The organism is Streptomyces sp. NPDC021356, assembly GCF_040641015.1.
In the GTDB taxonomy this organism is placed as follows: domain Bacteria; phylum Actinomycetota; class Actinomycetes; order Streptomycetales; family Streptomycetaceae; genus Streptomyces.
In genome coordinates, this window is sequence record NZ_JBFACU010000010.1 from 170347 (window position 1) to 196313 (window position 25967).

A 25967-nucleotide genomic window follows, 5' to 3' on the forward strand; every position below is an offset into this window, starting at 1 on the left:
CGTCCTCGCCCACCCATCGTCTCGTCCCACCCGCTTCGTCCCGCGCGGTCATCCGCGCGGACGTCGTAATCTGGCAATCATGAAACAGTGCACGCACTCCGACGCGCTGCCGCGTCCGGAGCCCGATCCCCGCAGCGAGACGTGCCCGGAGTGCCTGCGGGACGGCACTCACCCGGTGCAGCTGCGGCTGTGCCTGACCTGTGGGCACGTGGGATGCTGCGACTCGTCGCCGGGGCAGCACGCCACGAACCACCACAAGGAGACCGGGCACCCGGTGATGCGGACCTTCGAGCCCGGGGAAGACTGGCGTTGGTGCTTCCTGGACCACGTCCTGGTGTGACCGGGTCTTCGGACGGTTCGACCGTCTGACGTGTGGGTACGTCAACCCGGCGCGCGTTGCTCCCATTTGGATCCGCCAAACCCCTAGCCACGGAGCGTATCCGTAGGTTTACTATGAGTGACAGAAAGGGGTCGGGGTCCCGGGACAGGAATGTCGAGGGCGCGGTAGCGTCACCGCTGGACCATGAATCGTGTGCCCCGGGGGGCGACCCTCGGCCCGAGAGAGCTTGTAGAGCTTGTACCACCTTGGAGGTGAGGGTGTCCCAGATCGCAGGCGAGCCCGCGGCGAACCAGGACTTCGTGGAAGTCCGGCTGCCGGCTGCGGGTGCCTACCTGTCGGTGCTGCGGACGGCCACGGCCGGCCTGGCGGCCCGTTTGGACTTCACCCTCGACGAGATCGAGGACCTGCGCATCGCGGTGGACGAGGCCTGCGCCATCCTGCTTCAGCAGGCCGTGCCCGGCTCGGTGCTCAGCTGTGTCTTCCGGCTGGTCGACGACTCCCTGGAGGTCACCGTCTCCGCCCCGACCACGGACGGTCACGCCCCCTCGCGGGACACCTTCGCCTGGACCGTCCTGTCGGCCCTGGCGGGCAAGGTCTCCTCCGCCGTGGACGATGACAAGACCGTTTCGATCAGCCTCTACAAACAGCGCGGCGCGGGACCCGGGCCGGCGTGACGAACGGGGACGGGCCGGTGCGGGACGAAGAGCGCGGCACACGGGAGCTGCCGGCCGAGGGCGTCACCTCGCCTCGCGCCGACGCGGCCGGGAGCCCTTCCGGGGGCGTCCCGGGTGGTCCGGCGGAGCCCTCGCGGCCCGCGGGCGGCATCGACGGCATCCCCGAACAGGCCAGACCGCACCCGGACGACGAGACCCCGCGGTCCGGTCGTGCGGGCGGGGCTCCGCGGGGGCGGGACGACGCCGTGCAGGGCACGCCTCCACCGGTACGGGGCGAAGCCTCCGCCGGCCACGGGGGTCCCCCCGCCCGGTCCTCACGGCCGGGGGCGGGCCAGGAGGCGAGGGCTCGGGGAAGGGCGACGGGCGGGACGATGAGCGAGCACGAGCGATACTCCGAGGACGCCGCTCAGGGCGCCCCGAGCGTGCACGGCACGCGGCACGACCCCCATGACCGCAGCGGCGCACGCGCGATGTTCGTCGAGCTGCGCGCGCTGAACGAGGGCAGCCCCCAGTACGCGGAGCTGCGCAACCAGCTGGTCCGGATGCACCTGCCGCTCGTCGAGCACCTCGCGCGCCGCTTCCGCAACCGCGGCGAGCCGCTGGACGACCTCACCCAGGTCGCCACCATCGGGCTGATCAAGTCGGTCGACCGGTTCGACCCGGACCGCGGCGTGGAGTTCTCGACGTACGCGACTCCGACGGTCGTCGGCGAGATCAAGCGGCACTTCCGGGACAAGGGCTGGGCGGTGCGCGTGCCGCGCCGGCTCCAGGAGCTGCGCCTCTCCCTCACCACGGCGACGGCCGAGCTGTCCCAGTTGCACGGCCGCTCCCCCACGGTGCACGAGCTGGCCGAGAAGCTCGCCATCTCCGAGGAGGAGGTCCTGGAGGGCCTGGAGTCGGCCAACGCCTACTCCACGCTGTCCCTGGACGTCCCCGACACCGACGACGAGTCCCCGGCGGTCGCGGACACCCTCGGCGCGGAGGACGAGGCGCTGGAGGGCGTGGAGTACCGCGAGTCGCTGAAGCCGCTGCTGGAGGACCTCCCGCCGCGCGAGAAGCGCATCCTGCTGCTGCGCTTCTTCGGCAACATGACCCAGTCGCAGATCGCGCAGGAGGTCGGTATCTCGCAGATGCACGTCTCGCGGCTGCTGGCCCGCACCCTGGCCCAGCTGCGGGAGAAGCTCCTGGTGGAGGAGTAGGCGCAGAGCCGGCCGCCGCAGCCGGCACGGGGCTGCCCCACTCCGGCACGCGAGGGGCTAACGCTGCTCGCTCTCCCGGGCGCGGCCCGGTCCCCGGATGCCGAGGGCGCGGGTCGTCGCGGGGTTGACGAGCAGGACCAGCGAGCCCACGGCCACGACCGCGAGCACGATGCCCGCGGGAATCGCCACGCTGTCGGCCTGGAGCAGGCTGTAGGCGACGGGCAGCGCCATGATCTGGGTGATGACCGCCGGCCCCCGGCTCCAACTGCGCCGCAGCAGCAGCCCGCGGGCGGCCAGCAGCGGCAGCAGCGCCAGCACGAGCACCGTGATCCCGCCGGTGACGGCCTGCTGCCGGTCGCTGCCGTCGCCGGTGAGGCCGAGGACCAGCATCCAGACGCCGCCCGCCAGCAGCGCGAGCCCCTCCAGCCCGCACAGCGCCGCCGCGGCCGTCAGCCGTCCTGGGCGCGGCCCGGAGGCGTCCGTGGTGTCGGTACGGGGGTTCTGCTCACTGCTCACCCCAGAAGGGTAGCCCTCGTCGCACGGACCGCCGTGTCCAGGCTCACGCCCGTCCCTCTTACCCGATCCCTACCTCGGCCTGGGCCGAGTACTCCTCGGTAGGTACGCTGCTGACCATGCGTGCACTTCTCGTGGTCAATCCGGCGGCAACCACCACAAGCGCACGTACGCGCGACGTCCTGATCCACGCCCTCGCCAGCGAGATGAAGCTGGACGCGGTCACCACCCAGTACCGTGGCCACGCGCGCGACCTGGGCCGGCAGGCCGCCGACAGCGACGACGTCGACCTGGTCGTGGCCCTCGGCGGCGACGGCACGGTCAACGAGGTGGTGAACGGCCTGCTGCACCGGGGCCCGGACCCCGAGAACCTGCCCCGCCTGGCAGTGGTGCCGGGAGGCTCCACCAACGTCTTCGCACGCGCCCTGGGCCTGCCCAACGACGCCGTCGAGGCGACCGGTGCGATCCTGGACGCCCTGCGCGACGGCAGCGAGCGCACGGTCGGGCTGGGGCTCGCGTCCGGGACGCCGGGCACCGACGACGCGGCGGTCCCCGAACGCTGGTTCACCTTCAACGCCGGGCTCGGCTTCGACGCGGGCGTGGTCGGCCGGGTGGAGCAGCAGCGCGAGCGCGGCAAGAAGTCCACGCACGCCCTGTACGTGCGCCAGGTGCTGCGCCAGTTCTTCGGGGAGCCCAACCGCCGGCACGGCGCGATCACCCTGGAGCGGCCCGGCGAGGACCCGGTCGCCGACCTGGTGGTGGCGATAGTGTCGAACACCTCGCCGTGGACCTATCTGGGCAACCGTCCGATGTACACGTCCCCCCGGGCGTCGTTCGACACGGGCCTCGACGTGCTCGGTCTCAGCCGTCTGTCCACGGCGGCCGTCGCCCGGTATGGCACCCAGTTGCTCACTTCGTCCCCGGAGCGCGGACCGCAGGGCAGACACGCCCTGTCGCTGCACGACCTGAGCAGCTTCACCTTGCATTCGAAGGCGCCCCTCCCCCTTCAGATGGACGGTGACCACCTGGGACTGCGCACGAGCGTGACGTTCACAGGCGTACGCCGTGCACTGCGTGTGATTGTGTGAGTGGAAGGGGCGAAAGTCCTTTCACTCGAACGTTTAGGCCAGGATCCACCCCATGGAAGTACGGCTGTGACCTAGTCGACACCGAGGAATCCAAAAAAAGTTTCCGGAAGGGGTTGTATCCGCCGCCGAGGTTTGCGAATCTCTACATGGCGATCGGGACGGCCCCCACACCGGGCCCCGGAGATCGCCGGAACCCCTCTTCAATCCACAGGACCACGCCAGGGAATCCTGACGGTCGGCCCTTCACTTGTTGAGGGATTCGTGAAAGCGTTCACATTCACAAGCAACTTGCACGTAATACCAAGGAGAGGTAGCAGCCATGGACTGGCGTCACAACGCCGTTTGCCGCGAGGAAGACCCCGAGCTCTTCTTCCCCATCGGCAACACCGGTCCTGCGCTGCTGCAGATCGAGGAAGCCAAGGCCGTCTGCCGTCGCTGCCCGGTTATGGAGCAGTGCCTGCAGTGGGCGCTCGAGTCCGGCCAGGACTCCGGCGTCTGGGGTGGTCTCAGCGAGGACGAGCGCCGCGCGATGAAGCGCCGCGCCGCCCGCAACCGGGCCCGTCAGGCCTCCGCCTGACCACAGCCACCCCGCTGACAGCCTGAGCTTGGCGGCGCGTACAGCGCGTACGCAACCCCCGCCCCCGAGCCGCAGCGCGCAGTACCCCCGATGCTCCCCCAGGCTCTTCGAGCAAGGGGCACCCCCATCACGATGGGGCAGCAACGAGCGACTGGCCCCGGACCCGTAAAGGTCCGGGGCTTTTTGCTTGCCTCCGTACTTTCGGTGTGCCTCCGGGCTGTTGCGGAGCCACCGGGCTTTTGCCGCACCGGTAGGGAGGAGCACCCGTCCTGCGGAGTGCCCGTCCCGCGGAGCGACCGCGCCGCCGTGCCGGTGAACCGCTCCCCCGCGCCGCCTACTTGGGCGTCGTCACCGGGATGTCGAGCACCACGCGCGTGCCCCGCCCGGGCGCCGGAACCATGTCGAAGGTGCCGCCCAACTCGCCCTCGACCAGGGTGCGTACGATCTGCAGACCGAGGTTGCCGGAGCGGTGCGGGTCGAACTCCTCGGGCAGTCCCACGCCGTCGTCCTGGACGGTGACGAGCAGACGACCCTCACGCGTGGTGCCGCCGCGGACCGCGGAGACCTCGACGGTGCCCGTGTCGCCCTGGCGGAACCCGTGTTCCAGGGCGTTCTGCAGGACCTCGGTCAGCACCATCGACAGCGGAGTGGCGACCTCGGCGTCCAGGATCCCGAACCGGCCGCTGCGCCGGCCCGTGACCTTGCCCGGGGAGATCTCGGCGACCATCGCCAGCACCCGGTCGGCGATCTCGTCGAACTCCACCCGCTCGTCCAGGTTCTGAGACAGCGTCTCATGCACGATAGCGATCGAACCGACGCGGCGGACCGCCTCCTCCAGGGCCTCCCGGCCGCGTTCGGACTCTATGCGCCGGGCCTGGAGCCGGAGCAGGGCGGCCACTGTCTGAAGGTTGTTCTTGACCCGGTGGTGGATCTCCCGGATCGTCGCGTCCTTGGTGATCAACTCGCGTTCACGACGGCGCAGTTCGGTGACGTCACGGAGCAGGACCAGCGAACCGATGCGGGTGCCCTTGGGTTTGAGCGGGATGGCCCGGAACTGGATCACCCCGTCATGGGCCTCGATCTCGAACTCGCGCGGCGCCCAGCCGCTCGCCAGCTTCACCAGCGCCTCGTCCACCGGGGCGCGGGAAGGGGCGAGTTCGGCGGTGGCCTCGCCGAGGTGCTGGCCGACGAGATCGGCGGCGAGGCCGAGGCGATGGTAGGCGGAGAGCGCGTTCGGCGAGGCGTACTGGACGACGCCGTCCACGTCCAGCCGGATCAGACCGTCCCCGACCCGCGGCGAGGCGTCCATGTCGACCTGCTGGTCGGGGAAGGGGAACGAACCGGCCGCGATCATCTGCGCCAGGTCCGAGGCGCTTTGCAGATACGTCAGTTCCAGCCTGCTCGGGGTACGCACGGTGAGCAGGTTGGTGTTGCGCGCGATGACACCGAGGACGCGTCCCTCGCGCCGTACGGGGATGGACTCGACCCGGACCGGTACCTCCTCGCGCCACTCCGGATCGCCCTCGCGGACGATGCGCCCCTCGTCGAGCGCCGCGTCGAGCATCGGACGCCGGCCCCGCGGGACGAGGTGACCGATCATGTCGTCCTGGTAGGAGGTCGGACCGGTGTTGGGCCGCATCTGGGCGACGGAGACGTAGCGGGTGCCGTCCAGGGTGGGAACCCACAGCACCAGGTCGGCGAAGGAGAGGTCGGAGAGCAGCTGCCACTCCGAGACCAGCAGGTGGAGCCACTCGAGATCCGAGTCGTCGAGGGCTGTGTGCTGGCGTACGAGTTCGTTCATGGAGGGCACGTCTGCGAGCGTACCCGGGCGTTTGTACGGTTTCGAAATACCCGGCGGTGCGGGAGGCCGGGGGCTGCGGCCGTCGGTCCGGCCCCGAAGACACCCGCGGGCCGCGGCGCCTGGGAGGGACCCTCAGCCCTCCCGGCACCGCAGCCCGGAGCAACATCGGCCGTGGGGTGTGCGGTCCCGGTCGGCCGAAGGATGAGGAGCCGGAGCAGTCAGGGCAGAGAGCACCGGTTCCTCGGTCCGTCCTCCTGTGCGGGGAGAACGGAGGTTCGCGTGTTCACCTCACGTGCGCGCAAGCGCCGCGTGCGTACTGCTGTTCGGGATCCCACTCGATTCTGGACTAGACCACTTGCGCCTGTCCATGAGCGGGAAGCCGTTCGTCGTGTTTTCTTCATCGTTCTTCGTCGAACGGCCGGGCGGGGACCGGCCGGCCCCCGTTGACGGACGGCAGGCGTTCGCCACGGAGCAGCCTAGCCCGCCCGGCTCAGCCACGGGGCCAGATGGTCAGGGCAATTTCCGCGAGCGCCTCCAGGTCGGTGCGGCTCGCCCCGTCGCGCGCCTGCTGGGACATGCCCTGGATGACCGCCCCGACGAACCGGGCGAGCGCGCCGGTGTCGGTGCCCGCGGGCAGCTCCCCGGCGGCGACGTCCGCCCGCATACGGCTCTCGAACGCCGCGATGTTCTCGTTGCGTCGCGCGCGCAGGGACTCCTCGACCTCGGGGGTCGTGCAGTGGGTGGCCGCGTGGATGACCAGGCAGCCGTGCGGGCGGCCCGGGGCGGTGTACTCGGCCGCCGCCTCGCGCAGGGTCCGCTCGACGGCGGCGCGGGCCGAGGGCTCCTCGGCCAGGGCGCGGGCACCGAAGGACCCGTAGCGCTCGCCGTAGTCCCGCACCACTTCGGCGAAGAGTGCCTGTTTGTCGCCGAAGGCCGCGTACAGGCTGGGGGCGCCGATGCCCATGGCGCGGGTGAGGTCCGCGACGGAGGTGCCCTCGTACCCGTGCTCCCAGAAGGCGAGGACCGCCTTCTCCAGGGCTGTCGCCCGGTCGAACGAGCGGGGCCGGCCGCGCCGCCTGGCGGCGGGCACACCCCCTCCGACTTCTCCCACACCCGCACTGACCTGCTCTTCCGCCTCCTGCTTCGCCACCATGGAGTGATTTTATAGCGGACACTAGAGAAATGACAGCAGGCTGTTGTACGGTCTTTCTGTAGCGATCGCTAGGTAAAACGGGAGGGGCTTCACATGGGGACGGACAGGCACTCGGGCGCGGCAGGCGGCACGGACCGGGCGGCGGCGGGGCCACTCGCGGGCAGGACCGCGCTGGTCACGGGAGCGAGCAGGGGTATCGGACGAGGCGTGGCCGAGCGGCTGGCACGGGACGGCGCGCGCGTCGCCGTGCATTACGGGAACAACGAGGTGGCGGCCAAGGACACGGTGGGCGCGATCGAGGCGGCCGGCGGCTCGGCGTTCGCGGTCGGTGCGGAGCTGGGACGGCCCGGCGACGCCGAGGCGCTCTGGAGGGAGTTCGACCGGCACGCGGACGGCCTGGACATCCTGGTGAACAACGCCGGGATCGGCACGTCACGTCCACTGGAGGAGATCGGTGAGGAGGAGTACGACCGGGTCTTCGCGGTGAACACCAAGGCGCCGTTCTTCATCGTCCGGCAGGGCCTGGGGCGGCTGCGTGACGGTGGCCGGGTCGTCAACATCTCCTCCGGCCTCGCCCGCAACGCGGTCATGCCCGACAAGGTGGCCTACGCGATGACGAAGGCCGCGCTCGATGTGTTCACCCGGGACCTGTCCAAGCTGCTGGGGCCCCGCGGCATCACCGTCAACTCGGTGGCACCGGGCCTCATCGACACCGACAACACGGCCGAGCTGCTGCACGCAACACCGGGCGGCTGGGACCGGGCGGCGGCGATATCGGCACTCGGCCGAGTGGGCGCGCCGGCCGATGTCGCGGACGTGGTGGCGTTCCTCGCCTCCGACGCGGGGCGATGGGTGACGGGGAGCTGGGTGGACGCGACGGGGGGCTCGCTGATGTAGGGCCGGGGGCGACGGGCTGCCGGGACGTGAGGCGGTGAGAGGCGGGAGGTGACCTGGAGGTTCGCGGGCCGAGGGCGGGGGGCACAGCGCAGAGGGGCTCGGGTCGAAGGGGTCCGGGCAGTGGGGAGAACGCAGGTCCGAAGGGAGTGAGGCAAGGGGTGTGGCGGGCCCGCCAGGAGGGGGCGTGACGGGTCCGGGAGGAGGGGGTAGACCGCTTCGTGCGGGTCGGGTCTCGGCAACCCGATTCTGCTAGATTGGTCTAAACCACACGACCCCTCCTTTCCGGGTCCGGTCCCCTTCTCGGCTCTCCTCAGATCGGCAGGCCCAGCGTGGAAGTTGTCATCGTTCCCGATGCCAGGGCGGGCGGCGAGCTCATCGCCGAGGCCATGGCGCAGCTGCTGCGGCGGAAGCCCGACGCCCTGCTCGGCGTCGCCACGGGTTCCACTCCGCTGCCCATCTACGAGGCGCTGGCGGCCAAGGTGCGGTCCGGTGCCGCGGACACCTCCCGGGCCCGGATCGCGCAGCTCGACGAGTATGTGGGGCTGCCCTCCGACCACCCGGAGTCCTACCGCTCCGTCTTGCGCCGCGAGGTGCTGGAGCCCCTGGGGATCGGGATGGAGGCCTTCCTGGGACCCGACGGCACCGCCGACGACGTGCAGGCGGCCTGCGAGGCGTACGACAAGGCGCTGGTGGAGGCCGGCGGTGTGGACCTGCAACTGCTCGGGATCGGCACCGACGGGCACATCGGGTTCAACGAGCCGTGCTCGTCGCTCGCCTCGCGGACGCGCATCAAGACGCTGACCCAGCAGACCCGTGTGGACAACGCGCGCTTCTTCGACGGCGACGTCGACCAGATCCCGCACCACGTCATCACCCAGGGCATCGGCACGATCCTGGAGGCCCGGCACCTGGTGCTGCTGGCCACGGGCGAGGGCAAGGCAGACGCGGTCGCCGCGACCGTCGAGGGACCGGTCGCCGCGGTGTGCCCGGCCTCGGCGCTGCAGCTCCACCGGCACGCCACCGTCGTCGTCGACGAAGCCGCCGCCTCCAAGCTGAAGCTCGCCGACTACTTCCGCCACACCTACGCCAACAAGCCGCAGTGGCAGGGCATCTAGCGCGCACGCGCGACAGGCGAAGGCGCCGGTGCCCGGAGAGGGGCTACCGGCGCCTTCGCCGTACCGCCACCGGAGCGCCGGGGAAAGCCTCCCCACCCCGGAGGAACCCCCCTTCGCCGCACGGCCACCGGAGCGCCGGGGAAAGCCTCGCCCCTTCGGAGGAGGGCCTCCCCGCTTCGGCGTACTGCTACCGAAGCGCGCCGGGAGGGCCACCCGGTAAGGCCCCCGCCCGGGAGGTACCACCCGTGGGTCCCCCTCCGCAGGCGGGGCCCTCCGTGCCTCACTCCCCCGTGCCTCACTCCCCCCGCCTCACTCCCCCGCGATGACCTCCGCCGCCGCCAGGCCGCAGACGCGGGCGGCGCCGTGGGTGGCGATGTGGAGTGAGCCCCTGGGGGGAGCCTGGGGGACGCCCATCTCGACGACGACCGTGTCGGGGCGGGCCGCGATCAGGGTGTCGAGGGCAGCCGACATCCAGGGGTGGCGGTGTTCGTCGCGGACCACGGCCACCACCCGCCGGTCGCCGGCCGCGGCCAGCGCCGCCTGCCCGGCGTCCTCGCCGCTGAAGCTGCCGGTCTCCGTGCCGGGCAGGAGGCGGCTCAGTTCCGCCGCCACGCCCCAGGGCGTCTCGGTGCCGACCGCGATGTTGGCGCCGGGGGTGAGGGCGGCCACGTAGGGCGGCCGACTGATCGGAGTGAACGTTTCAGCGACGGTGACCCGCAGGGCGCGGCGGGCCGCCCGCAGCCCGACCTCCGGGTCGGCGGGGGTGCGCGCCGCGGTGGCCGACGCGGCGGCGGTCCAGCGGGCGAGAGCGCGGACGCGTCCGGCGGCGTCCGCGAGCCGTTCCTCGGGCAGGTCGCCGGAGCGGACCGCGGTGACCAGGGCGTCGCGCAGCCGGCGCACGGTCTCCTCGTCCGCGAGGCCGCCGCCCACGCAGATCGCGTCCGCACCGGCGGCGACGGCGAGGACACTGCCCCGCTCGATGCCGTAGGTGTCGGCGATGGCCTTCATCTCGACGGCGTCGGTGACGATCAGGCCCTCGTAGCCGAGTTCGCCGCGCAGGAGGTCGGTCAGCACCCGCTGGGACAACGTTGCCGGAAGGTCCGGCTCCAGGGCCGGGACGAGGATGTGGGCGCTCATCACGGCCTTGGTGCCGGCGGCGATCGCCGCGCGGAACGGGGCCAGGTCGCGTGCCTGGAGCACCTCGGCGTCCACGTCGATGCGCGGGAGCGCGTGGTGGGAGTCGACGGCGGTGTCGCCGTGTCCGGGGAAGTGCTTGGTGCAGGCGGCCACGCCCGCCGCCTGGAGTCCGGTGACATAGGCGGCGGTGTGGCGGGCGACCAGGTCGGTGGAGGCACCGAAGGAGCGGACGCCGATGACGGGGTTGCCGGGGTTGGAGTTGACGTCGGCCGAGGGCGCCCAGTCGAAGTTGACGCCGCACTCGGCGAGCCGCCTGCCGAGTTCACGGGCGACGTCCTCGGTCAGCTCCACGTCGTCCACCGCGCCGAGCGCGTGGTTGCCGGGAAAGCTGGAGCCGGCGCGCACCTCAAGGCGGGTGACGTCGCCGCCCTCCTCGTCGATGGCGACCAGGACGTCCTCGCGTTCGGCGCGGAGCCGGGCGGTGAGGGCGGTCAGCTGTTCGGCCGTGGCGACGTTGCGGCCGAACAGGCCGACCGAGGCCAGCCCCTCACCGAGGTGGCGCAGCAGCCAGTCGGGGGCCGTGGTGCCGGTGAAGCCGGGCTGGAGGACGGTCAGCGCGTCGCGGGCGAGAGCGTCGTTCTGCGAGTTGGACGCAGTGGTGCCGCTGGCGGATGTCGTCATCGGGTGGCGTTATCCCTTCACGGCGCCCGCGGTCAGGCCCGCGGCCATCTTGCGCTGTACGAGGAGGAACAGAACGACGATCGGCACGGCCATCATGGTGGCTCCGGCCATCATCGGGGCGTATTCGGTGCCGTGCTTGGTGGTGAAGTTGCCGAGCCAGACAGTAGCGGTCTCGTGCTCCTGGCTCATCAGCATCAAGGCGTAGAGGTACTCGTTCCAGGCCTGGATGAAGCCGTAGACGGAGGTGGCGACCATGCCGGGGGCGAGCAGTGGGAAGACCACCCGGATGAAGGCGCCGGTGCGGGTGCAGCCGTCGACCATCGCCGCCTCCTCCAGCTCCTTGGGGATGTTGACGATGAAGCCGCGCAGCGTCCACACCGTGAAGGGGAGGATGAAGGTCAGGTACGTGATGATCAGGCCGGTCAGCTTGTCGTACTGACCCAGGTCGTTCAGCAGCAGGAAGATCGGGATGATCATGGCGACCAGCGGCACCATCTGCACCGCCAGGATGCCCACGATCACGATCTTGCGGCCGCGGAAGGCGAAGCGGGAGATGGCGAGCGCGGCCAGCGTGCCGACGACCATGCCGACCACGACCACGACGAGCGAGACGATCAGGCTGCGCCCGACCGGCCCCCAGAAGTCGGCGATGTCCAGGGCGCGTTTGAAGTTGTCGAAGGTGAGGCCGGTCGGCAGCAGGCTCGGGTCCGGGTCGATGGCGTCCTTGGCCGGCTTGAACGCCGTGTTGAGCATCCAGTACAGCGGGAAGCCCAGGACGAGGAAGACCAGGAGGCCGAGCAGGTTCCAGCCGAGCTTCGGCGTCCGGCGGCGGCGCACCGCGGGGGCGGCGGCGTTCGTGCCGCTCAGGGTGCTCATTCGACCTCTCCGATCTTCAGCATCTGGCGCATGTACACGGCGACCACACCCAGCAGCAGCAACACGGTGACCAGTGCGATCGCCGAGCCCTGCCCGTAGTCGTTGACCACGAAGGCGCGGTCGTAGGAGTAGGTGTTGAGGATCTGGAACTCGGCCTCGGGGTGGCCGCCGCGCATGACGAACACCTGCGGGAAGACGCCCATGTCCCAGATGACCGACAGGGTCGTGAGCATCACGATGATCGGCTTGAGGATGGGCAGCGTGACGTAGCGGAAGACGCCCCACGCGCCGGCGCCGTCCAGCCGGGCGGCCTCCTCCATCTCCTTGGGTACCTGGGTCAGGCCGGCACTGAGCGTGATGACGACGAAGGGGACGGCGCCCCACACCACGAGGAGCATGATCACGGCGAGGCCCTGGGGGCCGCTGGCGAACCAGTTGTGGCCGATCATGTCGACCCCGGGCAACTTGCTGACCAGCGCGTTGAGGATGCCGTAGTCCGAGTCGAAGATCCACTTGAAGACGGTGGTGGCGACGATGACGGGCATGCCCCAGCTCGCCACCAGGACGATGTTGATCAGCGTCTTCACCCAGCCGGAGACCCGCTGCTGGAGCAGGGCGAGCGCCATGCCGATGACCATGGTGAGGACCACGCAGCCGACGGCGAAGACGATCGTGCGCACGACGACCGCCCAGAAGTCGCCGTCACCGAGCACCTTGCCGAAGTTGTCGAACCCGACCCACTCGGCGCCCTGGAAGCCCCACAGCTGCGGCTGTCCGAACTTCTGGAAGGACAGGGTGACCAGGCGGACCAGCGGGTAGGCCATGACCAGGGCCAGGACCAGCAGACAGGGCGCGAGGAGCAGCCATGGTGTCGCCGCGCCGCCCGACGTCCGGTGTCTGCGTGGCCGGTCCGCCGCGGCGGGTGGCGGCGCCTGCCGCGGTGGCGGCACCTTGGCAGGGGTGGTCGTGTCTGCGGCACTCATCGCGCGCTCCTCAGCGGTCCCTCAGGTGGTACGAAGGCGAAGCAAGGCAAAGCCGTGCACGGCCGCACGGGGGCGGGGCCCCGGTCAACGGCCGTGCGAGAGGCAGGACCCCGCCCGCAGCGGGGCCCTGCGCCCGGGTCACTTCGTGTTGATGACCTTGTCGATCGCGGCGTCCGCGTCCTTGGCCGCGGCCTCGACCGACTTCTTGCCGGTGCCGATGCTCTGGAGCATGGTCTGGAGCACCTGGGCCTTCTCGACCTGGCCCCAGCCCGGCGCCATCGGGACGAACCAGCTGGACTCGGCCGCGGTGGCCGGGACCGCCGTCTTCGGGTCGTTCTTCAGCGTCGCGAGGTCGGTCTTGTTGTTGGGCAGGTTGCCCTTGGCGATCAGGCCCTTCTGGCCGGTGGAGCCGGTGAAGGCGTTGATCCACTCGGCGGCGATCGCCTGCGCCTTGGACTTGACCGGGACGGCGAGGTCCGAACCGCCGAGGAAGACGGGCATGTTCTTGCCGGACGGGCCGGGCATCACGAAGTTCTCGACCTTGTCGGCGAGCTTGCCGACCTTGTCGTTCTTCGGGTCCGCGGCGGTCGCGCCCTCCCAGGCGGCGGCGAAGATCATGCCGGACTTGCCCTGGCCGTAGACGATCGGCCGGTCGGCCTCGTCCTTGGTCTTGTCACCGTGCATGTACTTGTCGAGGACGGCCTTGTAGTCGTTCAGGCCCTTGAGGGACTCCGGCGAGGACAGGTTGGCCTTCCACTGGCCGCCCTCCTCCTTGGCGATGGAGCCGCCGGCGTCGTAGACGAAGGACATGGCCGCGTACCAGTCACGGCTGGGCTGGTACCAGGCGCTGAACTTGTCGCCCTGCTTCTTCTGGACCTTGTCCAGGTCGGAGAGCAGTTCCTGGTACGTCTTCGGGGTGGTCTTCACACCGGCCTGGGCGAAGATGTCCTTGCGCCAGTTGGCCACGCGGCCGCCCGCGTAGTAGGGGACGCCGTAGGTCTTGTCCTCGTAGGTCACCGAGGCCTTGAGGCCGTCCAGCCACCCGGAGGAGTTGTCGAACTTCGACGCGTCCAGGGGAGCGAAGGCGCCCTTGACCATGTAGCCGAGCATCTCGGTGTTGCCCATCTCGACCACGTCGGGGGCCTTGTCGGTGGCGAGCACCGCGTCCAGCTTGGTGTTCTTGTCCGGCCAGCCGTAGTACTCGTGCTTGATCTTCAGGCCCGGGTGCTTCTTGACGACCGCGTCGTCGGCCGCCTTGACCAGGTCCGGCCAGTTGTTCTGCGCGTCGACGGTGAGCCAGACGGTCAGCTCCTTGGCGTCGGTCCCCTTCGAGCCCTCGTTCTTGTCGTCACCGCCGCCACACGCCGCGATGGAGACCATCATGCCCGCGATACCGATCGCAGCAACCAGCTTGCGCTTCACGCCACCCTCCTCAGGGATGCCACAAACCCCCCTGCCTCCCCGCGGTTGTAGTGACAAGTGGAAGCGTCAGCGCACACCGCCCATGGGGCCGGGACCTGGACCAATGGTGTAGACCAGTACGGGGAGCTTGGCCCAGACCAATAGGGCTGTCAAGGGTGCGCCGACCTGCTCAGCTGCTCCGTTATGGGACCGCGATATGCAGGGACCTTTCATTGCTCATGCGGTCAAACGGACGTCTCCGCTCCACTGGACCACCGGCCGTCACTTCCCGCTGGCTGCACGCCTGTTCGCGTGGACCACCCGTACCGGGGGCGGACGATGGACTAGACCAGCAGGGGTCACGGCGGTATACAGAGGAGATCACGGAGCGTGCGGGTGGACACCCGGCACAAGAAGCCGTGCCACGATGTGAGCCGTGGCCGACGGGACGTCGGTCGCTTCGGCACTGGAGCCGGGAAGGCGGAGCATGAGCACCGACGTCAGCAGTGCGGAGAACGAGGGTGGGGCGACCGTCCGTACCGCGCGCGTGCCCAAGTACTACCGCCTGAAGAAGCACCTGCTCGACATCACCCAGACGCAGTCGCCCGGGACCCCCGTGCCGCCCGAGCGGACACTGGCGGCCGAGTTCGACACCTCGCGCACGACCGTGCGCCAGGCGCTGCAGGAACTGGTCGTCGAGGGCCGGCTGGAACGCATCCAGGGCAAGGGCACCTTCGTCGCCAAGCCGAAGGTCTCCCAGGCGCTGCAACTGACCTCCTACACCGAGGACATGCGCGCCCAGGGCCTGGAGCCGACCTCGCAGCTGCTGGACATCGGGTACATCACCGCCGACGACCGGCTCGCGGACCTGCTCGACATCACCACCGGCGGCCGCGTGCTGCGTATCGAGCGGCTGCGCATGGCCAACGGCGAGCCGATGGCCATCGAGACCACGCACCTGTCCGCCAAGCGCTTCCCCGCGCTGCGCCGCAGCCTCGTGAAGTACACCTCCCTCTACACCGCCCTGGCCGAGGTCTACGACGTCCACCTCGCCGAGGCCGAGGAGACCATCGAGACGTCGCTGGCCACCCCGCGCGAGGCGGGCCTGCTCGGCACCGACGTGGGCCTGCCGATGCTGCTGCTCTCCCGGCACTCCCAGGACCGCACGGGCCAGCCCGTGGAGTGGGTGCGCTCGGTGTACCGCGGCGACCGCTACAAGTTCGTGGCACGGCTCAAGCGGCCGATGGACTGACCTTCGGGGCCCGCCGGCCCGGCCCCGCCCGCCGCGCACCCCGCCCTCGCGGCCGGTGCCCGGACGGGCGGCCGGAATGCGGCCGGGCGGCGGCCGGACGAGGGCCGCGCAACCGGTATGCGGACAAGGGGTTCCGTTCACTTGTCACCGTGACCTAGATTGCCTGCGCAATCGCACGGCTGACCAGCGAGGGGACGGAGCCGACATGTCAGATGGGCCAGGAGTGGGCAAAGGGGTGGTGACACCCCTGCGGGTGGTCATCGGCCTCTGCCTCGTCGCGCCGTTCGTGGCGATGCTGTGGGTCGGTTCGTACGCCAAGGTGGGGCCCACGTTCATCGGCATCCCGTTCTTCTACTGGTACCAGATGCTGTGGGTGATCATCTCCACGGTCCTCACGGTGATCGCCTACCGGCTGTGGCAGCTCGACCAGCGCGGTCGCCGCTCGGCGGACACCGCCTCCCCGAAGGGCGGTGCCACCCGGTGAAGGACGGCGTCAACGGCGTCGCGCTCGGCGTCTTCATCTTCTTCTTCCTGCTCGTCACCGTCATGGGGTTCCTGGCTGCGCGCTGGCGCCGGGCGGAGAACGAGCAGAGCCTGGACGAGTGGGGTCTGGGCGGCCGGTCGTTCGGCACGTGGATCACGTGGTTCCTGCTCGGCGGCGACCTCTACACCGCGTACACGTTCGTGGCGGTGCCCGCGGCGATCTACGCGACCGGCGCGGCCGGGTTCTTCGCGGTGCCGTACACGATCCTGGTCTACCCGCTGATCTTCACCTTCCTGCCGCGGCTGTGGTCGGTCTCGCACAAGCACGGGTACGTGACGACGTCGGACTTCGTGCGCGGCCGGTTCGGGTCCAAGGGCCTGTCCCTGGCGGTCGCCCTCACCGGCATCCTCGCCACCATGCCGTACATCGCGCTCCAACTGGTCGGCATCCAGGCGGTGCTCGACGTGATGGGCGTGGGCGGCGGCGAGAACACCAACTGGTTCGTGAAGGACCTGCCGCTGCTGATCGCCTTCGGCGTGCTGGCGGCGTACACGTACTCCTCGGGTCTGCGCGCCCCGGCGCTGATCGCGTTCGTCAAGGACGCGCTCATCTACATCGTCATCACGGTCGCGATCATCTACATCCCGATCAAGCTGGGCGGCTTCGACGACATCTTCGCCAAGGCCGCCCACGCGTTCAGCCAGACGAATCCGGCCACCGGCAAACCACGCGGCGCGGTCGTGCCCGGAGAAGCGAGCCAGTGGACCTACGCCACCCTCGCCCTCGGCTCCGCGCTCGCCCTGTTCATGTACCCGCACTCGATCACCGCCACGCTGTCCTCGCGCAGCCGTGAGGTGATCCGCCGCAACACCACGATCCTGCCGCTGTACTCGCTGATGCTGGGCCTGCTGGCGCTGCTGGGCTTCATGGCGATCGCGGCGGGCGTGAAGGTCCAGAACGGGCAGCTGGCCATTCCGCAGCTGTTCGAGGACATGTTCCCGGACTGGTTCACCGGCATCGCCTTCGCGGCGATCGGCATCGGGGCGCTGGTCCCGGCGGCGATCATGTCGATCGCGGCCGCGAACCTGTTCACCCGCAACATCTACAAGGACTTCATCAAGCCGGACGCGACGGCCGAGCAGGAGACCCGGGTCTCCAAGCTGGTCTCGCTGCTGGTGAAGGTGGGCGCGCTGGTCTTCGTCCTGACCATGGACAAGACCGTGGCGATCAACTTCCAGTTGCTGGGCGGCATCTGGATCCTGCAGACCTTCCCGGCCCTGGTGGGGGGCCTGTTCACCCGCTGGTTCCACCGCTGGGCACTGCTGGCCGGCTGGGCCGTCGGCATGGTCTACGGCACGGTCGCGGCCTACGGGGTCGCCTCGCCGACGCAGAAGCACTTCGGCGGCTCGGCCAAGGAGATCCCGGGCATCGGCGAGATCGGCTACATCGGCATGACGGCGTTCGCCCTGAACGTCGTCGTCTCCGTCGTCCTGACCTTCGTCCTGAAGGCGCTGAAGGCCCCCGAGGGCGTCGACGAGACCAGCCCGCAGGACTACACCGCCGACGCGGGCGACCCCGGCGTCGCGGTCGAACTCCCGCCGGCCACGGCGGGCAGCGCCCACTGAGCTGCCGGACCCAGGGCACGGGCCGCCGGGAAGACCGGCGGCCCGCTGTCGTACCCGTGCGGCACACTCGGCCCCATGGACCTCGCGATCAGGCCGGCCGAGCCCGGCGAGTACGGCACCCTCGGTGAGATCACCGCCCAGGCCTATCTCCAGGACGGGCTGCTGGACTTCGGGGAGAGCGACCCCTACCTGAGCGAGCTGAGGGACGTCGCCAAGCGCGCGGCCGCCGCCGAGGTGCTGGTGGCCGTGGCGGACGAAGCGGTGCTCGGCGGGGTCGCGTTCGTGCCGTCCGGCGGCGCCATGGCCGACATCGCCGGACCCGGCGAGGCCGAGATACGCATGCTCGCGGTCGCGCGCGCCGCACGCGGCCGGGGCGCGGGCGAGGCGCTGGTGCGGGCCTGCCTGGACCGGGCGCGGGCCACCGAGGGCTGTGCGCGCCTCGTGCTGTCCACCCAGCGCACCATGCACGCCGCCCACCGCCTCTACGAGCGCCTGGGGTTCGTCCGCACCCCGCAGCGGGACTGGAACCCGCTGCCGGACCTGGACGACATCACGCTGCTCACCTACGCGTTGGCACTCTGACAGCGACTGACACCCTCCGCAGTCGACGCGACACACCGCAGGCACAACATATGGGGGTGACTTCCGCCCCCGGCACAAGATGTATGCTCATGCTCGCTGTCGTCGCAGGGGAATCCGGTGCGAATCCGGAACTGTCCCGCAACGGTGTACTCGTCACGTATGCCCTCAAGGCCGTGTACGAGCGTCAGTCCGAGGACCTGCCGACAGTGCGCCCGGCCGTCCGGTCCGGGTGCCTGACGTCCGGGCCTCGTGGAATGGGCCGGTGGACGCGGCGCCGTGTGCGCTCGTGTGCTGCCCCCTGCCCTCGGCGAGGCCCCGTGCCGAGCGAGGGAGAGCCCCAAGTGACCATCGCGCCAGCCGATCCGGCCTCAGCCACGGGCCTGGAGAACGACGGTCCCGGTGCCGCGCTGCTGCGGACCCTGACCGAGCTGACCGCCGACCTCCCCGACGCCGACCCCGGCCGGGTCGCCGCCGCCGCGCTGCGCGGCCGGTCGGCGCACGCCGACGAGGCGGAGCTGCGGGAGCTGGCCACCGAGGCGGCGGCCGGACTCATCTCCGAGGACCCCGCCTACTCGCGGCTGGCCGCCCGTCTGCTCACGCTCTCCATCCGCGCCGAGGCCGCCTCGCAGGGCGTCACGTCCTTCACCGAGTCGGTGGCCACGGGCCACCGCGAGGGACTGATCGCCGACCGGACCGCCGCGTTCGTCCGCCTGCACGCCGCCCGCCTGGACGCGCTGGCCGACCCGGCCGCCGACGACCGCTTCGGCTACTTCGGGCTGCGCACCCTGCACAGCCGCTACCTCCTGCGGCACCCGATCACCCGCAAGGTGATCGAGACCCCTCAGCACTTCATGCTGCGGGTGGCCAGCGGTCTCGCCGAGGACGACAGCCCCCGGGCCGTCGACGAAGTCGCCGCGCTCCACGGGCTCATGAGCCGCCTCGACTACCTCCCCTCCTCCCCCACGCTCTTCAACTCCGGCACCCGCCACCCCCAGATGTCCTCCTGCTACCTGCTCGACTCCCCCAAGGACGAGCTGGACAGCATCTACGACCGCTACCACCAGGTGGCCCGGCTCTCCAAGCACGCCGGCGGCATCGGCATCGCCTACTCCCGCGTCCGCTCGCGCGGCTCGCTGATCCGCGGCACCAACGGGCACTCCAACGGCATCGTCCCGTTCCTGAAGACCCTCGACGCGTCGGTGGCCGCCGTGAACCAGGGCGGCCGGCGCAAGGGCGCGGCGGCCGTCTACCTGGAGACCTGGCACTCGGACATCGAGGAGTTCCTGGAGCTGCGCGACAACACCGGCGAGGACGCGCGCCGCACCCACAACCTGAACCTGGCGCACTGGATCCCGGACGAGTTCATGCGCCGCGTCGACGCCGACGGGCAGTGGTCGCTGTTCTCCCCGGCCGACGTGCCTCAACTGGTGGACCTGTGGGGCGAGGAGTTCGACGCGGCCTACCGCGCGGCAGAGGCGGCCGGCCTCGCGAAGAAGACCCTGCCCGCCCGTGAGCTGTACGGCCGGATGATGCGCACCCTCGCGCAGACCGGCAACGGCTGGATGACCTTCAAGGACGCCGCCAACCGCACCGCCAACCAGACGGCCGAGCCGGGCCACGTCATCCACTCCTCGAACCTCTGCACGGAGATCCTGGAGGTCACCGACGACGGCGAGACGGCGGTCTGCAACCTCGGCTCCGTCAACCTCGGCGCCTTCGCCGACCCCGAGCGCGGGGACCTCGACTGGGAGCGGCTGGACGAGACCGTCCGCACGGCCGTCACCTTCCTGGACCGGGTCGTCGACATCAACTTCTACCCGACCGAGCAGGCCGGCCGCTCCAACGCCCGGTGGCGGCCGGTGGGCCTGGGCGCGATGGGCCTCCAGGACGTCTTCTTCAAACTGCGGCTGCCCTTCGACTCGCCCGAGGCGAAGGCGCTGTCGACCCGGATCGCCGAGCGGATCATGCTCGCCGCCTACGAGGCCTCCGCCGACCTCGCCGAACGGAACGCCCCGCTGCCCGCCTGGGAGAAGACCCGCGCCGCCCGTGGTGTGCTGCACCCCGACCACTACGATGTGGACCTCGCCTGGCCCGAGCGCTGGGCGGCCCTGCGCGAGCGGATCGCCGCCGTCGGCATGCGCAACTCGCTGCTGCTGGCGATCGCGCCGACCGCCACCATCGCCTCCATCGCGGGCGTCTACGAGTGCATCGAGCCGCAGGTCTCCAACCTGTTCAAGCGCGAGACGCTCTCGGGCGAGTTCCTCCAGGTCAACTCCTACCTGGTGCGCGACCTCAAGACGCTCGGCGTGTGGGACGCCCGTACCCGGGAGGCGCTGCGCGAGGCGAACGGCTCGGTGCAGGACTTCGCGTGGATCCCCGAGGACGTGCGGCGGCTGTACCGCACGGCGTGGGAGATCCCGCAGCGCGGCCTGATCGACATGGCCGCCGCCCGCACCCCGTTCCTGGACCAGGCGCAGTCGCTGAACCTGTTCCTGGAGACGCCGACCATCGGCAAGCTCTCCTCGATGTACGCCTACGCCTGGAAGCAGGGCCTGAAGACGACGTACTACCTGCGCTCGCGCCCGGCGACCCGGATCGCCCGCGCGGCCCGGGCGCAGACCCCCGCCACCGTCCCCGTCCAGCAGGTCGCCGACCCCGACGCGGTCGCCTGCTCCCTTGAGAACCCCGAGTCCTGCGAGGCATGCCAGTGATGACCAGCACCCGAAACACGAACCTGCTCGACCCGGGCTTCGAGCTGACCCTGCGCCCCATGCGCTACCCCGACTTCTACGAGCGCTACCGGGACGCGATCAAGAACACCTGGCACGTGGAGGAGGTCGACCTCCACTCGGACGTCGCCGACCTCGCCAAGCTCTCCCCCGGCGAGCAGCACCTGATCGGCCGGCTGGTCGCGTTCTTCGCGACGGGTGACTCGATCGTCGCCAACAACCTGGTGCTCACGCTCTACAAGCACATCAACTCGCCCGAGGCGCGCCTGTACCTGAGCAGGCAGCTGTTCGAGGAGGCCGTGCACGTCCAGTTCTACCTGACGCTGCTCGACACCTACCTGCCCGACCCGGACGACCGGGTGGCGGCCTTCGCGGCCGTGGAGAACATCCCGTCCATCCGGGAGAAGGCCGAGTTCTGCTTCAAGTGGATGGACTCGGTGGAGAAGCTGGACCGGCTGGAGACCAAGGCGGACCGCCGGCGCTTCCTGCTCAATCTGATCTGCTTCGCCGCCTGCATCGAGGGGCTGTTCTTCTACGGCGCCTTCGCCTACGTCTACTGGTTCCGCAGCCGGGGCCTGCTGCACGGCCTGGCCACGGGCACCAACTGGGTGTTCCGCGACGAGACGATGCACATGTCGTTCGCCTTCGACGTGGTGGACACCGTCCGCAAGGAGGAGCCGGACCTCTTCGACGACGGGTTGGAGCAGCAGGTCACCGACATGCTGCGGGAGGCCGTCGAGGCCGAGCTGCAGTTCGCGCGCGACCTGTGCGGTGACGGCCTCCCGGGCATGAACACCGACTCGATGCGGCAGTACCTGGAGTGTGTGGCCGATCAGCGTCTGACGCGGCTCGGTCTCGCTCCGGTGTACGGCTCCGAGAACCCCTTCTCCTTCATGGAACTGCAGGGGGTTCAGGAGTTGACCAACTTCTTCGAGCGGCGTCCGTCGGCGTACCAGGTGGCGGTGGAGGGCACCGTCGACCTGGACGAGGACTTCTGAGTCCTCTCGCGCCGTGCCTGTGCCTCGCGGTACTCCTGGTCCCGGTGGGCCTGCTGTGCCTGCCTGATGCTGCGGTCGATGCGCTTGTCGCGCAGGACGCCGAGCATCGAGGGCAGCGCCATCAGGACCAGGAGTCCGAAGGTGGCGGCCATTCCGATCAGGGCTTCTGTCTGGTCTGCGTTCATGCACACCACTCTCGCGCCGGGCACGCCCGAGCGTGAGTGGCAGGACTGCCGTAGAGCTTCAAATTCCTGCCACTTGCGAGGCACACTGGTGGCATGTTGCAGAACGTGGCGGCCGTCCTGCTGGACGGCGTGCATCCCTTCGAGCTGGGTGTGGTCTGCGAGGTCTTCGGCATCGACCGCAGCGACGACGGGCTCCCGGTGTACGACTTCGCGGTGGTCTCCGCCGAGGGGCCGTCGCTTGGCACCCATGTCGGCGGTCTGAGCGTCGCGACCCCCTACGGACTCGACCGGCTCGACGAGGCCGACCTGATCGCCGTCCCCGCCGGGAACGACTTCGCCAGCCGGGTGTACCCGCCCGAGCTGCTGGCCGCCCTGCGCCGGGCCGTCGACCGGGGCTCGCGGGTGCTGAGCGTGTGCTCCGGGGTGTTCGTGCTGGGCGCGGCCGGGCTGCTTCAGGGGCGGCGCTGCGCCGTGCACTGGCACCACGCGGCGGAACTGTCCCGGCAGTACCCGCACGCCACCGTCGAGCCGGACGTGCTCTACGTCGACGAGGACCCGGTGATCACCTCGGCCGGCACGGCGGCCGGCATCGACGCCTGCCTGCACATCGTGCGCAAGGAGCAGGGGCCGGAGGTCGCGAACAAGATCGCCCGGCGGATGGTGGTGCCGCCGCACCGCGACGGCGGGCAGGCGCAGTACATCGAGCGTCCGCTGCCCAAGTCCCGCTGCGACACCGTGGGCGAGGTTCTGGTCTGGATGGAGCGGCACCTCGGCGAGGAGGTCACGGTCGAGCAGCTCGCCGCCCGCGCCCACATGTCGCCGCGCACCTTCGCCCGCCGCTTCCAGCAGGAGACGGGCACGACCCCGTACCGCTGGATCCTGCGGCAGCGGGTGCTGCTGGCGCAGGACCTGCTGGAGGCCACGGACGAGACGATGGACGCGATCGCGGACCGGGCCGGGTTCGGCACGGCGGCGGCGCTGCGGCACCAGTTCGTCCGCGCGCTGGGCACCACGCCGAACGCCTACCGGCGTGCGTTCAGGGGCCCTGAGGCCGCCTGAACGCACGCTCGCCGGTGGGCGGGCGGTCAGCGGGGCAGGGCCTTCAGCAGCAGGCGGCGCGGGCGCAGCGTGATCCCGATGCGCGGCCTGGGGTCGGAGCCGGGCGCCTGCTCGAAGCGGTAGGCGCCGGCGATCGCGGCTGTGAGCAGCGTGAGTTCGGCCATCGAGAAGTGGTCGCTCGGGCACTTGCGGTTGCCCACGCTGAACGGGCTCATCGCGTGCTTGGGGACCTCCTTGGCCCGCCCCGGGAGCCAGCGGTCCGGGTCGAACTCCTCGTGCCGGTCGTAGGAGCGGTGGTCGCGCTGGATGGCGTACGGGCTGTAGATGACGTCCGCGCCGGCCGGGATGCGCCAGCCGCCCAGCTCGGTGTCGGCGACCGTGCGGCGGGTCAGAATCCAGACCGCGGGATAGAGCCGCATTGTCTCCACGACGACATTCGCCGTGTACCTCAGTTTTCGGACGTCGTCGAATGCGACGGGCCGGTCACCGACCACGGTTTTCACCTCGTCGCGGATCTTGTCGCCGAGATCCGGGTGCTCGGTGAGGACGAGAAGCAGCGACATGATCATGGAACCGACGGTTTCGCTGCCCGGCGTGAGTATCGCGATGACCTGATCGTGGATCTCCTGCTCCCCAATAGGCTCGCCATTCTCGTCCTTCGCCTCCAGCAAAGCCGTCAGCAAATCGTCCGGTTTTTGACCGCTTGCCCGGCGGTCGGCGACGATCTCGTCGACCAGGAGATGCAAATCGGCCAATGCGCGATTGAATTCGCGATTGGACCTGACCGGCACCTTGTAGAGCGGGCCGAGCGGCACCACCATGCGCTGGTACATGCCGCTGAACAGGGTGGCGAGGGCCGCGCAGATACGGTCGGCGCGGGCGTCCATGTAACTGCCGCGCATCAGGCACCGGGCGGCGACGCGCACGGCCACGCGGAAGGACTCCGCGGTCACGTCGAGGACCTCGCCCGAGCGCCAGCGCTCCACCAGGGCGTGCGCCTCCTCGGTCATGATCGGCCCGTACTCGGGGATCACGTCGAGCCGGAAGGCGGGCTGGATGGTGCGCCGCTGGCGGCGGTGGAGCGGCCCGTTCGCGGTGGCCACGCCCTCCTTGCCGAGCAGGCTCTCCAGGGACTCCCACAGCGGGCCCGCGATGATGTAGTCGGGGCTGAGCGCCAGCGCCCCGGTGAGGGCGGGCGCGGTGACGGCGTACACCGTCTTGGGGCCGAGCCTCAGGCGGACGATGTCGCCGTGGTCGCGCAGCCCGCCCAGGAAGGCCAGCGGGTCGCGGGCCAGCCTCAGGCCGTGGCCGAGGAGCGGGATGGCGCCTCCGGCCAGCGGGGGCTCGCTCAGCCGGGGGGCCGTGCGCGACCCGTCCTCGGGCTTCACCGACTCGACGGTCATTTCTCACCTGCCGCTTCGTTGTCGACGTACGGGGGCGTGGACCGGTCGTCCCAGTCGTCGACCATGTACCGGCCGGACTCGTGGTGGAACCAGTAGACGGAACTGAACCAGTTGCGCATATTGCCGAGGCAGGCCCGCACGGCGGAACTCAGTTCCTTTCCCCGCACCGTGCCGTCCGCGAGACCGTCAGCGAAAGTCAATGCCTCCTGCTCCGCCGCACGGAATTCAGTGATGCATTCCTCGACCCGGCGACGGATTTCCGCGATGGATTCCTCCAGACTCAGCCTCTCGTGTTTGACGAGACTTATCCCGAGGTTGTGCACCTCGTCACCCGCTATTTCCTTGGGCAGGGAGCACAGGTCGTTGTACCAGGCGGCGAATTCCTGGCTGAGCAGGGCCGGGCGCCGGTACGCGGGGTTTTTCCGGACGGCGTCCGGGAGTTCGATCCCGGCGCTCGGCTCCAGCAGGTCCGTCCAGATCCAGTGGGCGAAGGTGAGCCGGCGCAGGGCCAGGTACTCCTCGACCGTGGGCACGACGCCCTCGCTGCGGTTGTGGAACTCCCGGTCATACGCCTCGATCACCGCGTGGAAGTGCCGGGCGAAGCGGGCGTTCCAGGTGGCCGGGAGGAAGGAGAACAGCCGCAGCACACTGTCCGCGAACCCCGCTACCAGGGCGTCCGGGTGGTGCAGGTGTTCCCGCGGGGCGTCGAGCGCCGTGTGCAGCGCGCGCCGCAGCCTGCGCCAGGCGACGGGACGCCCGTGCACGATGTCACGGTCGTGCCGGTCGTCCCAGAGGAAGAACCACGCGCTGTAGTCCGCGATGGCTTGCAGGACTTCGTCCGGGGCGCCGAGGTAGTACCCCGCCATCAGGTCGGTGTAGCGCAGGCCGTCGGCGTGCTGCTCCACCTTGTCCGCGGGCATGAGCCGCTTTTCGAGCAGCCAGCCGCGGGTCTTCTCCTGGAGTTCGGGCCAATAGGCGTGCAACTTCCTGGGAAACGCCGCCTCGATCACCGGGAGCGCGAGCGCCGGTGGCACCGCGACCGCTGTCGGTGTCGATGTGGATGTCGATGTGGTGCTGTATGGGAAAGCCGGCACGAACAACCCCTCTCAGCCGCCGGTGGCGCCCGCCCCATCCGCTGTGCCCGGCGCACGCCGTCGCGCATCCCCGCACTCCCATTCAGCACCACAACTGACCGCCCTGGGAACGGATTTGCCT

The 25967-nt window shown here is 70.3% G+C and carries 24 protein-coding genes and 1 riboswitch; of the genes, 14 read left to right on the forward strand and 10 right to left on the reverse strand.

Going from position 1 to position 25967, the window contains the following annotated elements; translation table 11 throughout:
• The first annotated feature begins 79 nt into the window (after positions 1 to 79).
• The 3 genes from AB0G56_RS15940 (at position 80) to AB0G56_RS15950 (ending at position 2213) form a co-directional block, all read left to right on the forward strand.
• Positions 80 to 340 carry a UBP-type zinc finger domain-containing protein gene (locus AB0G56_RS15940; protein ID WP_360969444.1) on the forward strand — a complete coding sequence of 87 codons (261 nt, stop codon included), beginning with the start codon at positions 80 to 82 and terminating at the stop codon, positions 338 to 340.
• A 257-nt stretch (positions 341 to 597) separates the two neighbouring features.
• The gene (locus AB0G56_RS15945) at positions 598 to 1014 is read left to right on the forward strand and encodes an anti-sigma regulatory factor (protein ID WP_146465655.1); all 417 of its coding nucleotides are present in this window, start codon (positions 598 to 600) and stop codon (positions 1012 to 1014) included.
• A gap of 17 nt (positions 1015 to 1031) precedes the next feature.
• Positions 1032 to 2213 (forward strand): SigB/SigF/SigG family RNA polymerase sigma factor, encoded by a 1182-nt coding sequence (locus AB0G56_RS15950; RefSeq protein WP_360969622.1) that lies wholly within the window; start codon positions 1032 to 1034, stop codon positions 2211 to 2213.
• Between the two features lie 57 nt (positions 2214 to 2270).
• Here the strand turns inward: AB0G56_RS15950 and AB0G56_RS15955 are convergent, their stop codons facing one another.
• The gene (locus AB0G56_RS15955; protein ID WP_360969446.1) at positions 2271 to 2729 is read right to left on the reverse strand and encodes a hypothetical protein; all 459 of its coding nucleotides are present in this window, start codon (positions 2727 to 2729) and stop codon (positions 2271 to 2273) included.
• Positions 2730 to 2845: 116 nt separating this feature from the next.
• On the opposite strand from AB0G56_RS15955, the gene AB0G56_RS15960 reads away from it, so the two are divergent.
• Both AB0G56_RS15960 and AB0G56_RS15965 read left to right on the forward strand, forming a co-directional pair.
• Entirely contained in the window at positions 2846 to 3814 is a 969-nt protein-coding gene (locus tag AB0G56_RS15960; protein ID WP_360969448.1) for a diacylglycerol kinase family protein, read from the forward strand.
• A 319-nt stretch (positions 3815 to 4133) separates the two neighbouring features.
• The gene (locus tag AB0G56_RS15965; RefSeq protein ID WP_016639615.1) at positions 4134 to 4391 is read left to right on the forward strand and encodes a WhiB family transcriptional regulator; all 258 of its coding nucleotides are present in this window, start codon (positions 4134 to 4136) and stop codon (positions 4389 to 4391) included.
• Between the two features lie 334 nt (positions 4392 to 4725).
• Here the strand turns inward: AB0G56_RS15965 and AB0G56_RS15970 are convergent, their stop codons facing one another.
• Both AB0G56_RS15970 and AB0G56_RS15975 read right to left on the reverse strand, forming a co-directional pair.
• The gene (locus AB0G56_RS15970; protein ID WP_360969624.1) at positions 4726 to 6192 is read right to left on the reverse strand and encodes a PAS domain-containing sensor histidine kinase; all 1467 of its coding nucleotides are present in this window, start codon (positions 6190 to 6192) and stop codon (positions 4726 to 4728) included.
• A gap of 490 nt (positions 6193 to 6682) precedes the next feature.
• Positions 6683 to 7345, reverse strand: coding sequence for a TetR/AcrR family transcriptional regulator (locus AB0G56_RS15975; RefSeq protein ID WP_360969449.1), 663 nt, complete (start codon positions 7343 to 7345; stop codon positions 6683 to 6685).
• A 93-nt stretch (positions 7346 to 7438) separates the two neighbouring features.
• On the opposite strand from AB0G56_RS15975, the gene AB0G56_RS15980 reads away from it, so the two are divergent.
• Positions 7439 to 8242: an SDR family oxidoreductase gene (locus AB0G56_RS15980; protein ID WP_360969451.1), complete on the forward strand. Its 804-nt coding sequence runs from the start codon at positions 7439 to 7441 to the stop codon at positions 8240 to 8242.
• A gap of 329 nt (positions 8243 to 8571) precedes the next feature.
• Positions 8572 to 9357 (forward strand): glucosamine-6-phosphate deaminase, encoded by a 786-nt coding sequence (gene nagB / locus AB0G56_RS15985; protein WP_360969453.1) that lies wholly within the window; start codon positions 8572 to 8574, stop codon positions 9355 to 9357.
• Positions 9358 to 9666: 309 nt separating this feature from the next.
• On the opposite strand, the gene AB0G56_RS15990 is transcribed toward nagB, so the two are convergent.
• The 4 genes from AB0G56_RS15990 to AB0G56_RS16005 all read right to left on the reverse strand — a co-directional run bounded on the left by AB0G56_RS15990 (position 9667) and on the right by AB0G56_RS16005 (position 14456).
• Entirely contained in the window at positions 9667 to 11175 is a 1509-nt protein-coding gene (locus tag AB0G56_RS15990; RefSeq protein WP_360969455.1) for a glycoside hydrolase family 3 protein, read from the reverse strand.
• Between the two features lie 9 nt (positions 11176 to 11184).
• Positions 11185 to 12051 (reverse strand): carbohydrate ABC transporter permease, encoded by an 867-nt coding sequence (locus AB0G56_RS15995; protein ID WP_360969457.1) that lies wholly within the window; start codon positions 12049 to 12051, stop codon positions 11185 to 11187.
• Entirely contained in the window at positions 12048 to 13034 is a 987-nt protein-coding gene (locus tag AB0G56_RS16000) for a sugar ABC transporter permease (RefSeq protein WP_360969459.1), read from the reverse strand. Before AB0G56_RS16000 ends, AB0G56_RS15995 begins: the two co-directional genes overlap by 4 nt.
• A 138-nt stretch (positions 13035 to 13172) precedes the next feature.
• Positions 13173 to 14456, reverse strand: coding sequence for an extracellular solute-binding protein (locus tag AB0G56_RS16005; protein WP_360969461.1), 1284 nt, complete (start codon positions 14454 to 14456; stop codon positions 13173 to 13175).
• Between the two features lie 466 nt (positions 14457 to 14922).
• Between AB0G56_RS16005 and AB0G56_RS16010 the strand changes: the two genes are divergently transcribed.
• The 6 genes from AB0G56_RS16010 to AB0G56_RS16035 all read left to right on the forward strand — a co-directional run bounded on the left by AB0G56_RS16010 (position 14923) and on the right by AB0G56_RS16035 (position 22105).
• The gene (locus AB0G56_RS16010; protein ID WP_360969463.1) at positions 14923 to 15687 is read left to right on the forward strand and encodes a GntR family transcriptional regulator; all 765 of its coding nucleotides are present in this window, start codon (positions 14923 to 14925) and stop codon (positions 15685 to 15687) included.
• A gap of 205 nt (positions 15688 to 15892) precedes the next feature.
• Positions 15893 to 16171: a DUF3311 domain-containing protein gene (locus tag AB0G56_RS16015; protein WP_360969465.1), complete on the forward strand. Its 279-nt coding sequence runs from the start codon at positions 15893 to 15895 to the stop codon at positions 16169 to 16171.
• Positions 16168 to 17796, forward strand: coding sequence for a monocarboxylate uptake permease MctP (mctP, locus tag AB0G56_RS16020; protein WP_360969466.1), 1629 nt, complete (start codon positions 16168 to 16170; stop codon positions 17794 to 17796). Before AB0G56_RS16015 ends, mctP begins: the two co-directional genes overlap by 4 nt.
• A gap of 75 nt (positions 17797 to 17871) precedes the next feature.
• On the forward strand, positions 17872 to 18378 hold the full coding sequence (locus AB0G56_RS16025) for a GNAT family N-acetyltransferase (protein WP_360969468.1): 507 nt from the start codon (positions 17872 to 17874) through the stop codon (positions 18376 to 18378).
• 53 nt (positions 18379 to 18431) lie between these two features.
• A riboswitch (cobalamin riboswitch) is annotated at positions 18432 to 18598 on the forward strand.
• A gap of 121 nt (positions 18599 to 18719) precedes the next feature.
• Positions 18720 to 21089: a ribonucleoside-diphosphate reductase subunit alpha gene (locus AB0G56_RS16030; protein ID WP_360969470.1), complete on the forward strand. Its 2370-nt coding sequence runs from the start codon at positions 18720 to 18722 to the stop codon at positions 21087 to 21089.
• Positions 21080 to 22105, forward strand: coding sequence for a ribonucleotide-diphosphate reductase subunit beta (locus AB0G56_RS16035; protein WP_360969472.1), 1026 nt, complete (start codon positions 21080 to 21082; stop codon positions 22103 to 22105). The genes AB0G56_RS16030 and AB0G56_RS16035 overlap by 10 nt, the downstream gene beginning before the upstream one ends.
• On the opposite strand, the gene AB0G56_RS16040 is transcribed toward AB0G56_RS16035, so the two are convergent.
• Positions 22018 to 22290 (reverse strand): hypothetical protein, encoded by a 273-nt coding sequence (locus AB0G56_RS16040; protein WP_360969473.1) that lies wholly within the window; start codon positions 22288 to 22290, stop codon positions 22018 to 22020. The two genes, AB0G56_RS16035 and AB0G56_RS16040, sit on opposite strands and share 88 nt — an antisense overlap.
• Positions 22291 to 22383: 93 nt before the next feature.
• Here AB0G56_RS16040 and AB0G56_RS16045 point away from each other — a divergent pair, with 93 nt between their 5' ends.
• On the forward strand, positions 22384 to 23349 hold the full coding sequence (locus tag AB0G56_RS16045; protein WP_360969475.1) for a helix-turn-helix domain-containing protein: 966 nt from the start codon (positions 22384 to 22386) through the stop codon (positions 23347 to 23349).
• Positions 23350 to 23375: 26 nt separating this feature from the next.
• On the opposite strand, the gene AB0G56_RS16050 is transcribed toward AB0G56_RS16045, so the two are convergent.
• Both AB0G56_RS16050 and cyc1 read right to left on the reverse strand, forming a co-directional pair.
• Positions 23376 to 24752 carry a cytochrome P450 gene (locus AB0G56_RS16050; RefSeq protein WP_360969477.1) on the reverse strand — a complete coding sequence of 459 codons (1377 nt, stop codon included), beginning with the start codon at positions 24750 to 24752 and terminating at the stop codon, positions 23376 to 23378.
• Entirely contained in the window at positions 24749 to 25786 is a 1038-nt protein-coding gene (cyc1, locus tag AB0G56_RS16055) for an epi-isozizaene synthase (RefSeq protein WP_360969478.1), read from the reverse strand. Before cyc1 ends, AB0G56_RS16050 begins: the two co-directional genes overlap by 4 nt.
• Positions 25787 to 25967 lie beyond the last annotated feature (181 nt).

Bases quoted from the DNA above. Each gene is read 5' to 3' on its own strand.
- AB0G56_RS15975 (WP_360969449.1), bottom strand. From the start codon at position 7,345: ATGGTGGCGAAGCAGGAGGCGGAAGAGCAGGTCAGTGCGGGTGTGGGA.
- AB0G56_RS15995 (WP_360969457.1), bottom strand. From the start codon at position 12,051: ATGAGCACCCTGAGCGGCACGAACGCCGCCGCCCCCGCGGTGCGCCGC.
- AB0G56_RS16045 (WP_360969475.1), top strand. From the start codon at position 22,384: ATGTTGCAGAACGTGGCGGCCGTCCTGCTGGACGGCGTGCATCCCTTC.
- AB0G56_RS16025 (WP_360969468.1), top strand. From the start codon at position 17,872: ATGGACCTCGCGATCAGGCCGGCCGAGCCCGGCGAGTACGGCACCCTC.
- AB0G56_RS15960 (WP_360969448.1), top strand. From the start codon at position 2,846: ATGCGTGCACTTCTCGTGGTCAATCCGGCGGCAACCACCACAAGCGCA.
- AB0G56_RS16000 (WP_360969459.1), bottom strand. From the start codon at position 13,034: ATGAGTGCCGCAGACACGACCACCCCTGCCAAGGTGCCGCCACCGCGG.
- AB0G56_RS16040 (WP_360969473.1), bottom strand. From the start codon at position 22,290: ATGAACGCAGACCAGACAGAAGCCCTGATCGGAATGGCCGCCACCTTC.
- AB0G56_RS15965 (WP_016639615.1), top strand. From the start codon at position 4,134: ATGGACTGGCGTCACAACGCCGTTTGCCGCGAGGAAGACCCCGAGCTC.
- AB0G56_RS15980 (WP_360969451.1), top strand. From the start codon at position 7,439: ATGGGGACGGACAGGCACTCGGGCGCGGCAGGCGGCACGGACCGGGCG.
- AB0G56_RS16035 (WP_360969472.1), top strand. From the start codon at position 21,080: ATGCCAGTGATGACCAGCACCCGAAACACGAACCTGCTCGACCCGGGC.
- AB0G56_RS15990 (WP_360969455.1), bottom strand. From the start codon at position 11,175: ATGACGACATCCGCCAGCGGCACCACTGCGTCCAACTCGCAGAACGAC.
- AB0G56_RS16050 (WP_360969477.1), bottom strand. From the start codon at position 24,752: ATGACCGTCGAGTCGGTGAAGCCCGAGGACGGGTCGCGCACGGCCCCC.
- AB0G56_RS15970 (WP_360969624.1), bottom strand. From the start codon at position 6,192: ATGAACGAACTCGTACGCCAGCACACAGCCCTCGACGACTCGGATCTC.
- AB0G56_RS15940 (WP_360969444.1), top strand. From the start codon at position 80: ATGAAACAGTGCACGCACTCCGACGCGCTGCCGCGTCCGGAGCCCGAT.
- AB0G56_RS16015 (WP_360969465.1), top strand. From the start codon at position 15,893: ATGTCAGATGGGCCAGGAGTGGGCAAAGGGGTGGTGACACCCCTGCGG.
- AB0G56_RS16010 (WP_360969463.1), top strand. From the start codon at position 14,923: ATGAGCACCGACGTCAGCAGTGCGGAGAACGAGGGTGGGGCGACCGTC.